General features: G+C 49.4%; 13 protein-coding genes. All 13 read left to right on the top strand.

Features of this window, described 5'->3' with window-relative positions:
* The first annotated feature begins 301 nt into the window (after positions 1–301).
* The 13 genes from spoVT (at position 302) to tilS (ending at position 13,702) form a co-directional block, all read left to right on the top strand.
* Positions 302–844, top strand: coding sequence for a stage V sporulation protein T (spoVT, locus tag ACR1R9_RS27090; protein ID WP_076292120.1), 543 nt, complete (start codon positions 302–304; stop codon positions 842–844).
* 190 nt (positions 845–1,034) lie between these two features.
* The gene (locus ACR1R9_RS27085) at positions 1,035–2,735 is read left to right on the top strand and encodes a putative polysaccharide biosynthesis protein (protein ID WP_433922280.1); all 1,701 of its coding nucleotides are present in this window, start codon (positions 1,035–1,037) and stop codon (positions 2,733–2,735) included.
* A gap of 253 nt (positions 2,736–2,988) precedes the next feature.
* The gene (gene mazG, locus ACR1R9_RS27080; protein WP_433922281.1) at positions 2,989–4,482 is read left to right on the top strand and encodes a nucleoside triphosphate pyrophosphohydrolase; all 1,494 of its coding nucleotides are present in this window, start codon (positions 2,989–2,991) and stop codon (positions 4,480–4,482) included.
* Positions 4,483–4,783: 301 nt separating this feature from the next.
* Positions 4,784–5,056 carry an HU family DNA-binding protein gene (locus tag ACR1R9_RS27075; protein WP_017691362.1) on the top strand — a complete coding sequence of 91 codons (273 nt, stop codon included), beginning with the start codon at positions 4,784–4,786 and terminating at the stop codon, positions 5,054–5,056.
* Positions 5,056–5,334 carry an RNA-binding S4 domain-containing protein gene (locus tag ACR1R9_RS27070; protein ID WP_024633720.1) on the top strand — a complete coding sequence of 93 codons (279 nt, stop codon included), beginning with the start codon at positions 5,056–5,058 and terminating at the stop codon, positions 5,332–5,334. Before ACR1R9_RS27075 ends, ACR1R9_RS27070 begins: the two co-directional genes overlap by 1 nt.
* A 180-nt stretch (positions 5,335–5,514) precedes the next feature.
* A complete protein-coding gene (gene yabP / locus ACR1R9_RS27065) occupies positions 5,515–5,799 on the top strand; it encodes a sporulation protein YabP (RefSeq protein ID WP_053778920.1) in 285 nt (94 codons plus the stop codon).
* Entirely contained in the window at positions 5,796–6,365 is a 570-nt protein-coding gene (gene yabQ / locus ACR1R9_RS27060; RefSeq protein ID WP_024633722.1) for a spore cortex biosynthesis protein YabQ, read from the top strand. Before yabP ends, yabQ begins: the two co-directional genes overlap by 4 nt.
* Positions 6,366–6,377: 12 nt before the next feature.
* Positions 6,378–6,713, top strand: a complete 336-nt coding sequence (locus ACR1R9_RS27055; RefSeq protein ID WP_076292123.1) for an FtsB family cell division protein — start codon at positions 6,378–6,380, stop codon at positions 6,711–6,713.
* Positions 6,714–6,911: 198 nt separating this feature from the next.
* On the top strand, positions 6,912–7,439 hold the full coding sequence (locus tag ACR1R9_RS27050; RefSeq protein WP_076292124.1) for a S1 domain-containing RNA-binding protein: 528 nt from the start codon (positions 6,912–6,914) through the stop codon (positions 7,437–7,439).
* A 502-nt stretch (positions 7,440–7,941) separates the two neighbouring features.
* On the top strand, positions 7,942–10,449 hold the full coding sequence (gene spoIIE / locus ACR1R9_RS27045) for a stage II sporulation protein E (protein ID WP_175382519.1): 2,508 nt from the start codon (positions 7,942–7,944) through the stop codon (positions 10,447–10,449).
* Between the two features lie 85 nt (positions 10,450–10,534).
* Positions 10,535–11,287 (top strand): VWA domain-containing protein, encoded by a 753-nt coding sequence (locus ACR1R9_RS27040; protein WP_113055723.1) that lies wholly within the window; start codon positions 10,535–10,537, stop codon positions 11,285–11,287.
* Positions 11,271–12,218, top strand: coding sequence for a serine/threonine protein kinase (locus ACR1R9_RS27035; RefSeq protein WP_024633727.1), 948 nt, complete (start codon positions 11,271–11,273; stop codon positions 12,216–12,218). Before ACR1R9_RS27040 ends, ACR1R9_RS27035 begins: the two co-directional genes overlap by 17 nt.
* A gap of 44 nt (positions 12,219–12,262) precedes the next feature.
* Positions 12,263–13,702 carry a tRNA lysidine(34) synthetase TilS gene (gene tilS / locus ACR1R9_RS27030; RefSeq protein WP_433922282.1) on the top strand — a complete coding sequence of 480 codons (1,440 nt, stop codon included), beginning with the start codon at positions 12,263–12,265 and terminating at the stop codon, positions 13,700–13,702.
* Positions 13,703–13,741 lie beyond the last annotated feature (39 nt).

The raw sequence follows: 13,741 nt of genomic DNA, 5'->3' as shown, positions 1-13,741 counted from the left end.
CCAGCTAGTACGTTTGTCTGGGTGATACACTGAACGCTTCAAATATGGACAATCATACAGAAAAGCAAGAGGGGGACTTAAGGCCTCCCTCTTGCTTTTGCTTGTATCTATGGAGCAAAGTGGGTACATGGTCGCCTTCTGTGGAAGTTTACACAACTATATTCTCCAAAGTATGTATAAGGAAATGGGAACAGATGAATACTATGGTCAAGATATCACACTAAACGTTCTGGGACTTTCCTCTACCCATTAAGGAACAGTAGTTGAAAAATCTTCTCGAGAAAGTGGGGCAACATGTGAAATGAAAGCTACTGGTATTGTCCGCCGTATAGATGACCTCGGTCGAGTGGTCATTCCGAAAGAAATCCGCCGTACGTTACGTATCCGTGAAGGCGATCCACTTGAGATTTTTGTGGACCGCGATGGAGAAGTTATTCTTAAAAAATACTCGCCGATTGGCGAACTTGGTGATTTTGCCAAAGAATATGCAGAATCGCTGTATGAAAGTACAGGCCATGTAACGATGATCTCTGACCGCGATACGATTATTACGGTCGCAGGCGGTTCCAAGAAAGAGTATTTGGACAAGCAGGTAGGTCAACTGGTGGAGAGTTGTATGGAAAACCGGAAGACGATTTTGGAGACCAACAATGGTTCTTATGAGCTTAGCAAAGATCATGACGAGACGTTATCGTCTTTTGTTATCGCCCCAATCATTTCGGGTGGTGACCCCATCGGAACGGTTATCCTTTTCAACAAGGATGAGTCGGTGAAGATGTCTCAGATGGAAATCAAAATGTCTGAAACGGCTGCCGGGTTCCTTGGCAAACAGATGGAGCAATAAAAAAAGCAGATTAACTCCTGGTGCCCTGAGGGCAACCAGGAGTTTTTGCATTTTAGGGAAGCTGTAGACCGTGTGGATGATGTCCTGAAGGACAGGATACCTGGAAGGGTTAGTCTGTGCGCCTTTGGACAGGTATAATAACTAGGTATACTTTGGAGAAAGAACGCATGGACATACGCAGGAGGGACATATGAAACAGTTGTCTACAGGCTCAAGATTGCTTCAGGGCGCATTTGTACTTGGGCTTGCCGCCATTATATCCAAAATCATTGGTGCTTTTCAGAAGATTCCGCTACAGAATCTGGGGGGAGACGGTGTTTTTGGCATCTACAACACGGTGTACCCGTTCTATATGCTCATCATTACCATTGCTGCTGCAGGGCTGCCTGTGGCTGTATCCAAATTCGTAGCCGAGCAGAATGCACTTGGTCGACCGGAAGAAGGCAGGAGGGTTATACGCTTGTCCTCGATGCTGCTCGGTGGAATTGGACTGGCGCTGGCTTTGTTAATGTATATCGGTGCACCGCTTATTGGAGACCTGATTGGTAACGGAAGTGTCGTAGCGTCCATTCGGGCAGCTTCGATGGCATTGTTGTTTGTACCGGTGATGACAGGCTTGCGCGGATATTTCCAGGGGTTGCAGCAAATGGTGCCTACAGCGGTATCCCAGGTGGTAGAGCAGACTGTACGGGTCACGGTGATGATTGTTCTGTTGTTGTGGCTCATGGGACGGGACGCTTCATTGGAGACTATAGCAGCTGGAGCTATGATTGGCTCAGTGGCAGGAGGGCTTGCCGGGTTAGTTACGATGCTTGGATATGTGTACCATCATCGACGGAAAAATGGGGAAAGGCTCGCTGTTATGAAAAGTACTGAGGCAGCTGGGCAAATGGAGAAAAACAAAGAACACCGAAGCGTGGGGAGCAGCCTTCTGCCTGAGGAGCGGCGATCCAACGGTGAGTGGATGCGGACGCTACTGATCTATGCCATTCCGGTCTGTCTTGGATCATTGGCTGTGCCATTGATGAATCTGGTGGATACCTTTACGGTACCCCGCTTGTTAAGACGAGAAGGGCTGGATGAGCTTCAATCCATGGTGTCCTTCGGAATTTACAACCGGGGATTGCCGCTGGTTCAGTTAGTCACGATGCTTGCCACGTCACTGTCTGTGCTCTTTATTCCGGCGATGGCCGAAGCCCGACTGAAAGGCGGGCCAGAAGCCGTGAGGCAGCAAGCAGGCCTTGCGCTGCGCTGGTTCTGGTTAATTGGCCTGGCGGCATCCGCAGGTTTGGCGGTGCTGGCAGAGCCGATTAACCGCATGCTGTACGGGGATGCCGCAGGCACCGAAGCCCTGCGGTACATGGCGCTGACGGCTGCGGGCAGCACCGTCAGCATTATCGCGGCGGCGCTGCTGCAAGGCCTCGGCGCCGTGCGCGCTCCTGCGTTCAGCATGCTGGCCGCCGCAGGCGTCAAGGCGCTGCTGAACGTCATGCTTGTGCCGGCGCTGGGCATCAGCGGCGCGGCCCTGGCAGGCGCAGTCGCCTACATGCTGGCGGCTGGCCTGAATGTGGCGCTGCTGGCGCGACTTGTCGCCCTGCGCCCCGCTCCCGGCGCCGTCTTGGCGAAGCCGGCGCTGGTGATCGCCGCCATGAGCGTGGCGGCGGCAGGCACGGCCTGGGCCGCCGAAGCTCTGCTCGGCGGCATCGGTATCGCGGCCGACCGCAGGCTGGCCGCGATGGGCGTGAGCCTGCTTGGCATAGCTGCAGGCTCGGCCGTGTTCTTGCTGGCAGCGGCCCGAACGGGACTGCTGACCGCCGCAGAGCTGGCGGCCGTGCCCAAGCTGGGGCCGCTGCTAGCCAAGCTGCTGCGCAGACTGCGTGTGCTGCGCTAACCCTCACGTTGCGCTGCTACACTTAGCGCCACACCGTCCATTCACCCCGGCTCTCGCATTCTAAAGCGGAGCAGCGGATGTTGAATGAGTCACACCGTGTCATATGCAAATGCAATTATAGGATAACGTCTAATTCTGGTATAATACGTGTAATTATAGAGCCCTGTCCTGTACTATTATGACCCATCCTCGAGTTGGTTTTGATCAAGGATGGAAAGTCGGGACAGGATAGTTCGGATGGAGGCTTATAAAGATGAGTGCAGCTTTGACAGTAGTCGGTCTTGGATCTGGAGATGCAGATCAGCTGACGGTAGGAATCATCAAAAAAATGAAGCATGCAGCGATGCTGTATGTACGCACACTGGATCATCCCGTATTGAATGATCTCAAGCAGGAAGGATTGGAGATGACATCCTTTGATGCCATCTATGAGGCGAAGGATTCTTTTCCGGAAGTGTACGACGAAATTGCAGACCGGCTGATTGAGGCCGCACGTAAGGGCGAGCCGGGTACCGAGATCGTTTATGCCGTGCCAGGGCATCCCATGGTCGCTGAAGCGAGTGTACGCCTGTTGAAGGAGCGCTGCCCACAAATGGGCATTTCGCTGCGCGTTATGGGCGGGGAAAGCTTTCTGGATGAGGCGTTTATTCGTCTTGGATTCGATCCTATTGAAGGGTTTCAGCTTCTCGATGCCAGCAGTCTGAATACGGAACTGGTGCAGCCGCAGCTTCATACCTTGATTGGACAAGTATATGATGTGTTTACCGCTTCCGACGTTAAACTGTGCCTGATGGACGTTTATCCTGACGATTATCCGGTATTTGTCGGACATGCCTTGGGTGTACAGGGACAGGAAATCATACACAAGGTACCGCTGCATGATCTGGACCGGATTGAAGGGTACGGTAATCTCTCATTGATATATGTGCCCAAAAATACGGATGACGCGCTTCGTCGGCGCTCCTTCGCACGACTTCATGAAATCGTGAATATTCTTCGCAGTCCAGGCGGCTGTCCATGGGATCAGGAGCAGACCCACCAGTCGATCCGCAAAAACCTGATTGAGGAAACCTATGAAGTTATTGAAACGATTGATGAAGATGATCCTGATCACATGAAGGAAGAGCTAGGTGATCTCCTGTTGCAGATTTTGCTGCACTCCCAGATGGAAGAAGAGGTTGGCACGTTTAACGTGTACGATGTTATTGAAGGATTGAACGACAAGCTAATTTTCCGTCATCCGCACGTATTCGGTGAACAACAGGCAGGGAATGCGAATGAAGCGTTGCAAAACTGGGAACAGATGAAGGCAGAGGAGAAAAAGCGCAAGGGACAGGATCTACAGCAGACTTCTGTGCTGGAAGGCATTCCCCGTGACTTGCCCGCCTTGATGAAAGGGTACAAATTACAGAAAAAAGCGGCCAAAGTTGGCTTCGATTGGGATGACGTGGAAGGTGTCTTTGCCAAGATCGAGGAAGAACTGGCAGAGCTAAAAGAAGCGGTACAGCATAACCAATCTGCGGAAGAGCGGAAGTTGGAACTGGGCGATTTATTGTTTGCAGCGGCCAATGTTGCGAGATTTATTGATACAGATCCGGAGGAGGCGCTTGCCGCCACCAATCGGAAATTCATTCAGCGTTTCCAGTATATCGAGGAGCGTCTACGTGAACAGGGAAGAACTCCTTCAGACAGCAATGTCGATGAAATGGAGAAATACTGGCAGGCAGCGAAAAAGGCTGGATTGTAAAGGGTTCTGGCATTTTGGGCGCTGATCCGATATCATTAGTTGCATCATGCGTATCGTTGTCGAAGCATCTCGAGCGAATTGCACAAGAAAGCGTGTGATTAACGGAGAGGTGTTTCGGGTACTGGACTTAGACTGTTCTTGGGCAGGACCGACAAAAAGTGAAAAAAAGTCGAAGACCGAGGCAGGATTTCAGATGCCAAGCCAGAATACATGTGTAGTAACCTTGCGCGGAGCCAGCAGCAGCAGATCTGTTGTCACGGATTCGCAGATACTTTTTTTTCAATTTGGGAGGCTTTTAAAAATGAACAAAACAGATCTGATTAACAACATTTCCACCAAAAGCGGTTTGACTAAAAAAGACGTTGAGTCCGTATTGAACGGCTTTTTGGGAGAAATTACAGATGCACTTGCCAGCGGAGACAAAGTACAACTGATCGGCTTTGGCACTTTTGAGACCCGCAAACGTTCCGGTCGTACCGGACGTAACCCACAAACAGGGAATGAAATCGTGATTCCTGAGTCCACCGTTCCTGCGTTCAAAGCAGGCAACAAACTTAAAGAAGCCGTAAAATAATGCGTCTTGATAAATTCCTGAAGGTCTCTCGGCTGATCAAACGCCGCACCGTAGCCAAGGACGTTTCCGAACAGGGACGTGTGCTGGTGAACGGACGTGAAGCGAAGCCAAGCGCCGCTGTCAAAGTGGGCGATGAGCTTACGGTTCAGTTCGGTCAAAAGCTGGTCACCGTGAAGGTGGAGCGTCTTGCAGAGAGTACCAAGAAGGATGAGGCGAGCAGCCTCTACACCTTGGTTAAGGAAGAGCCGATCGCCAAGGATAACGGTCTGAACTGGTAACAGGGATGCCTGATATACTTTTCTACAACATTCATTGCAAAATGAAGAGAAACGCCTTTCCCGTGCAGGGAAGGGCGTTTTTGTGTTCCACTGTTATCCGGACAATTGCTTTCATCCAACCTTGGTTCTATTCTGCACTTCTGATCCATAAGCTAGGGTTAAGAAGGAGGGGTACATGCCATGGTTGAGCAAAGTAAGACGAAACAGCATCATCTGAGCATGCAGAATCGGAAACTGCTGGATCTGACGGGTGTCTCCAATGTGGAGAGCTTCGACAGTGAGGAATTTTTGCTGCAAACTGAACTTGGGCATCTGACCATCCGGGGGCACAATTTACATATCAAAAACCTGAGCCTGGAGGACGGTTTGTTATCCATCGAGGGCACTGTCAGTTCTCTTCAATATCTGGACCCCGGTTCTCAGTCCAAAAACGGTAAAGGCCTGTTCGGCAAGATGTTCCGATGAGTCCGGATACTCAATGGATCACATTGATGTGGATGCTGATGTCGGGAGCCGTGATGGGGATGGCCTACGACAGTTACCGGGTACTGTCCGGTCAGCTGCGGTTCCCGAGATGGAGCGTCCACACGCTAGATCTGTTGTATTGGGTCGCTTCCGCGCTGTTCGTCTTCCGGATGCTGTACGCCGGGAACCACGGACAGCTGCGGTTTTATGTCTTTTTGGGGCTGATTATAGGGGTTTGCTTCTATTTTTGGCTTTTAAGTGTTACAACCCAGCGTTTTGTGGTAATGTTAATTAAACTCGCAAGAACGCTGATTCATTGGTGTGGACATATCCTTAACATCCTGATCGTTATGCCCGCTAAAGGACTATACAAGCTAGTGCGCGTATTATTTGGTTTCGTACTCGCCATACTGTTATTCCTGGGTAAGCTGGTGCTGCAATGTTTGGTACCTTTCGGCAAGTTGTTCCGCTGGATGTTTAGGCCAATCCTGAAACATTGGGTTACGCCACGCTTCCTGATCCGTGCGGGTTCAAGTATCGCAGCGATGTGGAAACGCTGGTTTTAAGGAGGTCCGATAATGGGTAAAACACCTATGAACAAATCAAAAGCTCCAGCAGGCCAAGGAAAATCTGCAGGTGCCAAAAGGCGTCTCATGCTATGGATGACCTTTATGGTTGTGTTTATCATTTGGGCAGGATATACGTTCCTTGTGCAGACTGCGCAAATTTCGGACAAGAGTTCTCATCTGGCTGCCCAGCAATCTTCAAAGGAAGAGACGTTGAAGAAGCTGGCTCAATTGAAGTACGAAGTCAGTCGGTTGAAGGATCCCGAATACATAGGACAGCTGGCTCGGAAAAAAGGATACTATCTGCCTGAGGAAACACCAATTCAGGTTGAAGAGTCAGGGAACTGATGTAATTTGGCTCATTATTGAGCAAGGATTGTTATCTATATGTCTGAAGCCGTTATACCGGAAAAAATAGGCTACCTTAAGGGGTAGTGCTCAGTTGACCTTGGTTTGCGGCATAAGGTATAATTAAATTAGCACAGCATTGATTTTGGCATTCAAAAAATCGGGTTGTATATTTTTAAGGGAGGATCATTTTATTCTATGGCAATTGAAGTGGGCACCAAGTTAGAGGGCAAGGTGACAGGCATCACGCATTTTGGAGCATTTGTGGATCTGTCAGGAGGTGTCACGGGTCTCGTTCACATCTCGGAAATCGCCGACAATTATGTCAAAGATGTCAACGACCACCTGAAGCTTAATGACCTCGTTACCGTTAAGGTCATCAACGTTGACAAGGATGGCAAGATTGGGCTTTCCATTAAGCAAGCTGTTGACAAACCGGTTGAGCAACAAACACAGTCCAGACCCCCGAGAGCTCCTAGACCGGAACGCAGTGGAGGAGATCGCGAACGATTCAGCGGCGGAGGCCCAAGTGGTGGCCAAGGTCGTGGTGGCGGCGGTGGATTTAACCGTGGTGACCGCGGAGGCCGTTCTTTCAAGCCCGCAGCAGGCAAACCTTCATTTGAGGATAAAATGTCACGCTTCCTGAAAGATAGTGAAGAGCGGATCTCTTCGCTGAAAAAGAACACAGAAGGCAAACGTGGTGGCCGTGGAGCCAAACGCGTGTAATCTGGTTCAACCTGATTTAAAATATAAGAAGAACCGTTAGCCTTGGGGCTGACGGTTTTTTTGCGTTTGTTTTTAATGTTGGGGTTTAACTGTTCAGATATAGACATTTAACCGGATTCATAGCCGTTTTTGTAAAGTGAAGCTCCATATCCCCAGTTTTTCTGCGCAGGAAAAAAAGTACATAAGAACATTTGTCGTCTACCATTTTTTACCGACAGGTTTCCGTGGCATTCCACAGGTATCCTGCTCAAATCGTGGCGATGACGAACCGCGTCCGGTTCAAAATCAGACAAGTGCCTTGTCGGCAAGGGTCTGGGCAAATGGATGAAACCACAATAAGGCCGGGGGTTTCGCACCACCGCGCCGCGTCTGTTTCTTTTGTCGTAAAGTTTTTGGACCCTACCCACCAATTGTGACAAACTACGTCTTCTATTCTATCTATAATCAGAACCATCGAGAACGAAACACGAAAATTAAATTAATCGAATGGGGTGCCTTGAGGATGATGGAAAAGTGGAATGTCATTCAATTTCCGGGAATGAAAGCTGGTAAAGGAGGTACAGAAGCTCGGGAGGAGCTTTCGGTACGCCTAAAACAGTGGATTAGCTCCCGCAAGGCCGTCCAGATCGTTGCTGCACGTAAATGGGTGCTGCTTCTTACCTTTATGGGATTTTTGCTGGGCAAGGCCATGATTCTGAATGAATTATCGCCCTTTGCGATTGCTTACTTTGCGGTTATCGCCTTCATGCGTAGGGATTACATTATTCCGGTAGGGGCTGCGTTGCTGGCAGGAAGTCTCTTCGCTCCGTTTCCGGTACCTCTGATTGTTGCTTCGGAGCTCGCCATCTTCTATCTGTTGTTCAGAGGACTGGAGTCTTATGACCGCGCTGAATTATCTTATGCGCCAACGATGGTGTTTACGACTACTTTTATGGTCAAGTTATTCGCCGTCGTTATTGGGCCGTCTTTCAGCTGGTACGCCATGTTAATGCTCACGATGGATTCCGTACTCAGCTTTGTGCTTACCCTGGTTTTCATACAGGCCATACCGATCTTCACGTATCGCAAAAAAAAATTCAACCTAAAGAACGAGGAGATCCTCTGTCTGATCATCTTGCTGGCTTCCGTGATGACAGGGGCGGTGGGCTGGACGATCCAGTCCCTGTCTGTAGAGCATATGCTCTCCCGGTATCTCATTCTGATCTTCGCGCTGGTGGGCGGAGCCCCCCTCGGAGCCTCGGTTGGGGTTATTACTGGCCTCATTCTGAGTTTGGCCGATATGTCGGCGGTATATCAGATGAGTCTGCTTGCTTTTGCTGGCATGCTGGCAGGTATGCTCCGGGAAGGAAAACGTGCGGCTGTTGCTCTGGGCATGCTACTGGGTTCCTCTATTCTATCCATATATCTGGGTGGACCGGGAGATGTCATGAATTCTTTATGGGAGACATGTGCAGCTATTGTTCTGTTTATGTTAACGCCAAAAAGTATGCTGACGGCCATATCCAAATATGTTCCTGGCACGCAGGATCATACGAAGTCGCAGCATGAATATGCGAAGAGAATACGGGATGTCACCGCAGAACGGGTTACCCGCTTCTCGCAGGTATTCCGTCAGTTGTCACGCAGCTTCGATCAGATGTCTGGCGCGGGGGAGCCGGTACAGAACGAAGGCGGGATGGAGCACTTCATGAATGCCGTAGCCGAAGGCACATGTTCGGGTTGCTTTAAGAAGGCCCAATGCTGGGATGCGAAGTTTATTCAGACCTATAAATATATGACAGATGTGATGAGTTCCATTGAAGCCAACCCGGAGATGTCAGGCAAGCAAATTCCGGTGGAATGGAACAGGGTATGTGCGAAACCGGAGGAGGTACTTGAAGTGATGCGCGCCCAGTATGGTCTGCATCAACATAACATGCAATGGAAACGTCAGATTATAGATAGTCGACAGCTGGTTGCAGAGCAATTATCAGGGGTATCCCAGGTAATGGAGGACCTGGCGAAAGAAATTCAACGGGAAAGTGAGGAGATGGTACAACAAGAGGAGCAGATTCGAGATGCGCTTGAGTCGTTAGGTCTGTCCATACATTCTATTGAAATCATTAATCTGGAAGCGGGGAATGTGGAAATTGAGATTGTTCATGCCTATACACGCGGATTTGACGAGTGCCGGAAAATGATCGCTCCGCTGATCTCAGATGTACTGGACGAGCATATTGCCGTCTTGAATGAGACGATGCTTGACCCTCGCCAAGGGCTGGCGACAGTTACCTTTGGCTCTGCCAAAACTTTTGAGATAACAACGGGTGTTGCCGCCGCCGCCAAAGGGGGAGATGTGATGTCCGGGGACAGTTTCAGTACAGTTGAACTGGGTAACGGGACCTTTGCAGTTGCGCTTAGCGATGGCATGGGCAATGGGGAACGGGCACGCATGGAGAGCAGTGCAGCACTAAATATACTGGAGCAGTTGTTACAGTCGGGTATGGATGAGAAGTTGGCGATCAAATCGGTGAATTCCGTTCTGATGCTGCGTTCTCCTGAAGAAATGTATGCAACGGTGGATATGGCTCTGATCGATGAATATACGGCAGAGACCACGTTTATGAAAATCGGATCGACTCCAAGTTTTATTAAACGAGGGCAGGAGGTTATTCAGGTTTCGGCAAGCAATCTGCCGATTGGTATTATCAAAGATATTGAGGTGGATCTGGTAACCGTACAGCTTCAGCCAGGGGACGTTTTAATTATGATGACAGATGGTATCTATGATGCACCGGGGTATGCCGTCAACAAAGAACTATGGATGAAGCGGCTCATTCAGGAAATTGATAGTGACGATCCTCAGGAATTAGCAGATTGTCTGCTTGAAAGTGTTATTCGTTATCAGCAACATGAGATCTATGATGACATGACTGTAATTGTAGGCAAAATAGAACATTATCGCCCGGAGTGGGCGACATTAAGAGTCCCCGGAATAAGCCGGATGGAACGTCCACGTACCGTTAGTTAATTGCATATTCCTCTGTTTGAAGTCTCTTCATTCTGGCAATGCTAGTCATAGAGTTGGAGAGTAACCCAAAACGGAGGGATATCGGATGAAACAAATCTTGTTGATCACCGACGGTTGTTCCAATGTAGGTGCAAGCCCGGTGCTGGCTGCGGCGGAAGCACGGGAAGAGGGAATTACGGTCAACGTGGTCGGTGTTATTGATTATGGAACCATTGGTGAGTTAGGTAGTCGAGAGATCGAGGATATTGCCAAAGCCGGGGGTGGAATCAGTCAGATCGTAGGTACTAGGCAGCTTGCCCATACGATGCAAATGATGACAAGAAAAACAGTGGTTCAGACCATTCAACAGGCGGTTAATAGAGAGTTAACACAAATTTTGGGAGAGCAAGAGCCCAAAACGGTAACAGACCTTGAACCGGCTAAACGTGCACAGGTGGTTGAAGTGATGGAGGATATGGCGGAGACAACACCGCTTCAAGTCGTTCTTCTCATTGATGTAAGTGCCAGTATGAAGCCGAAGCTTGCTGCTGTGGAGGAAGGGATTCGGGATTTAATGCTTAGCTTGCAGGCACGTATGGGTCAGAGCCATCTTTCCGTCTTTCATTTTCCTGGACGACATAGCGGAGAAGAAGCTGTGATGGACATCGATTGGACAGTTGACCCGAGCCGTGTTCGTTCGCTGTTTGGACGTTTGCAAATGAAGGGAGCGACGCCGACAGGTCCTGCGATTCAAAGGGTGATTGATTTTTACCGTTATGGTACACTGGAGGGACAGCAGGAAATAGAAGGGAACTATCGCATTGAAAGAGAAGGGATGCTCGGTGACAACGTTGTCTGACGCCTCTTTCCCGCCAGGAACAGTCATCACAGGGAAATGGAATCGCAGCCGCTATACGATTCGGAAGCTGCTGGGCAAAGGAGCCAACGGCATCGTTTTTCTTGTCCAGCGGGGTGAGAATGGCAAACATTATGCGCTTAAAATGGGATTTGACCCTGTAGATCTGCAATCGGAAATTAATGTGCTCAAATCTTTTCAATTACAGCGTAATCATGAGGCCCTTCGGCAGAGTGGCATTCCTTCATATCTGAAAGATGTGGATGACTACGCCATTCGTGGTCGTGATATTCCCTTTTATGTGATGCGTTACGTTCGGGGGGAGTCTCTGCACCACTTCATTCGGCGACAGGGAACGGACTGGACACTTCTGGTTGGACTCAGACTATTGCAGAAGCTGGCTCAATTGCATCAGGCTGGATGGGTGTTTGGCGATCTCAAACCCCAAAATGTACTGGTATCGGATTATGGGCAGGTAGAACTTATCGACTATGGCGGAGTGACTTCTATCGGCCGGAGCGTCAAGCAGTTTACTGAATGGTATGATCGCGGATTCTGGAATGCGGGTAGCCGAACAGCAGATGGTACCTATGATGTGTTTGCTTTTGCGCTATTATTGATTCATGTACTTGAAGCTGATGCACTCAAAGCGCTGGCTGCAGAAGGATTACCCCAACTGCGAAGTGTAAACCAGCTTACAGCCCTTGTGGAGCGCAGCGAACGTCTTCGCCCCTTTCGAAACTGGACTATTCAGGCATTACGAGGTCAGTTTCAGGATGCCGGACACGCGGCTAAGGTCTGGAAAGAGATGATGGCACGCCCCTCTCCCCTTCGTCGTCGTTCCAAAAGTACAACACCGCGTTGGCTCAAAAATGCATTTGCTGTATCCGTTATATTACTTATTGGGGTACTCATCTATGCACTGCGATTCTGACCTGTGAGAGTGCATATACATAACGTAAGGAATGAGGAACAGGTATGGAGGCTTTACGCTGGAACGAGCTGGTGAATAATGTGCTGGATGCAGCGGAAGAGCATCAGTTATGGGTTCCCGGGGATCGGATTGTCGTCGCAGTATCGGGCGGACCGGACTCGGTAGCTTTTTTGCATATCATGCATGAGATCAGTACCAGGCATGTCCCGCTGGAGTTGATCTGTGCCCATGTACATCATGGTTTTCGGATTGAATCCGATCATGAAGCCGAGATGATGAAAGAACTTGCGTACCGGCTTGGCATAGCATTTGAATGGGTAAAGGCCGATGTACCTTCTTATATGAAGCTTACCGGTCAAGGTCCTCAGGAGGCGGCGCGCAACAAACGATATGAATTTCTGCATGAAGTGGCTGCCAAATACGATGCGGCGAGCATTGCACTGGCCCATCATGCCGACGATCAAGCAGAGACGGTTATGCTCCATTTGTTGCGTGGGAGTGGTCTTTCCGGACTCGCAGGAATGAAGTTTAAAAGACGAGAAAAAAATGTGGAACTTATTCGTCCATGCCTTCGTATAAACAAGACAGACCTTGTAGAAGCTTGTAATACCCAGGGTTTTCTGTATTTTAATGATGAAAGCAATTCCCTGCGTAAATATCGGCGTAATGCCATTCGCTTGGATGTGCTCCCATTTTTGGGGCAATATAATGGACAGTTGACGCCGTCTTTGAATCGACTTGCCGAAATCGTGGGCGATGAAGACGATTTCATGGAACAAGGTGCATATGACGCATACAGGTGTCTAGTGCAGGCGAACGGCGGAAGGCAAACCTTTGAGGTGCCTTCCTTTTTGAAGTTACATGTCGCTTTACAACGAAGGTTGATTAAACTAATATTGAATTATCTGCCTTTGGACAGTGATTTTGTCGACTTTACCCGTATTGAGACCATTCGCCGCAAGGTTATTCAGCCTGAAGCGACGACCTGGAGCCTGGATATAGGACAGACACTCGCCTGCACCCGGGAGTATGATCTGATCTCTTTCGGCGTACGGACTGACGTACAGGGTCAATCTTACGAATATCGTCTTGCTCAATCGAGCGGAACCTATGAGCTTTCTCTCACGGAAATTGACCGGCATGTTCAGATCGTTCCGATGAGTCCCGAGGACTATCATGTACCAGAATCGGCGGATCATGCCGCATTTGATGCAGATCAACTGCTTATGCCGCTGGTTGTGCGTTCACGGTTACCTGGAGATACCATGAAAGTGATGGGATTAAACGGAAGCAAAAAGGTGAAAAATATTTTCATCGATGAGAAAATTCCCCCTTCTGTCCGTTCACGGGTTCCCGTGGTATGTGATGGAGCAGGCAATATCATCTGGTTACCGGGTGTTCGCCGGTCTAGTGTAGCTCCTGTCAGGGAGGATACTTCCGCAATCCTGTACATGACTGTAGGCGATTCAGCGATTCAGGGGTAGTGGTTATGGTTCAGGTAAGGCTTTCATATGTATAACTTA

This window comes from Paenibacillus taichungensis, from assembly GCF_050994985.1.
GTDB classification, from domain to species: Bacteria; Bacillota; Bacilli; order Paenibacillales; family Paenibacillaceae; genus Paenibacillus; species Paenibacillus taichungensis.
Note: the sequence above shows the minus strand (reverse complement) of the source record. Positions and strands in the feature narration are given on the sequence as shown.

Excerpts from the sequence above, each read along its gene's own strand:
- spoVT (WP_076292120.1), top strand. The coding sequence starts at position 302 with ATGAAAGCTACTGGTATTGTCCGCCGTATAGATGACCTCGGTCGAGTG.
- ACR1R9_RS27085 (WP_433922280.1), top strand. The coding sequence starts at position 1,035 with ATGAAACAGTTGTCTACAGGCTCAAGATTGCTTCAGGGCGCATTTGTA.
- mazG (WP_433922281.1), top strand. The coding sequence starts at position 2,989 with ATGAGTGCAGCTTTGACAGTAGTCGGTCTTGGATCTGGAGATGCAGAT.
- ACR1R9_RS27075 (WP_017691362.1), top strand. The coding sequence starts at position 4,784 with ATGAACAAAACAGATCTGATTAACAACATTTCCACCAAAAGCGGTTTG.
- ACR1R9_RS27070 (WP_024633720.1), top strand. The coding sequence starts at position 5,056 with ATGCGTCTTGATAAATTCCTGAAGGTCTCTCGGCTGATCAAACGCCGC.
- yabP (WP_053778920.1), top strand. The coding sequence starts at position 5,515 with ATGGTTGAGCAAAGTAAGACGAAACAGCATCATCTGAGCATGCAGAAT.
- yabQ (WP_024633722.1), top strand. The coding sequence starts at position 5,796 with ATGAGTCCGGATACTCAATGGATCACATTGATGTGGATGCTGATGTCG.
- ACR1R9_RS27055 (WP_076292123.1), top strand. The coding sequence starts at position 6,378 with ATGGGTAAAACACCTATGAACAAATCAAAAGCTCCAGCAGGCCAAGGA.
- ACR1R9_RS27050 (WP_076292124.1), top strand. The coding sequence starts at position 6,912 with ATGGCAATTGAAGTGGGCACCAAGTTAGAGGGCAAGGTGACAGGCATC.
- spoIIE (WP_175382519.1), top strand. The coding sequence starts at position 7,942 with ATGATGGAAAAGTGGAATGTCATTCAATTTCCGGGAATGAAAGCTGGT.
- ACR1R9_RS27040 (WP_113055723.1), top strand. The coding sequence starts at position 10,535 with ATGAAACAAATCTTGTTGATCACCGACGGTTGTTCCAATGTAGGTGCA.
- tilS (WP_433922282.1), top strand. The coding sequence starts at position 12,263 with ATGGAGGCTTTACGCTGGAACGAGCTGGTGAATAATGTGCTGGATGCA.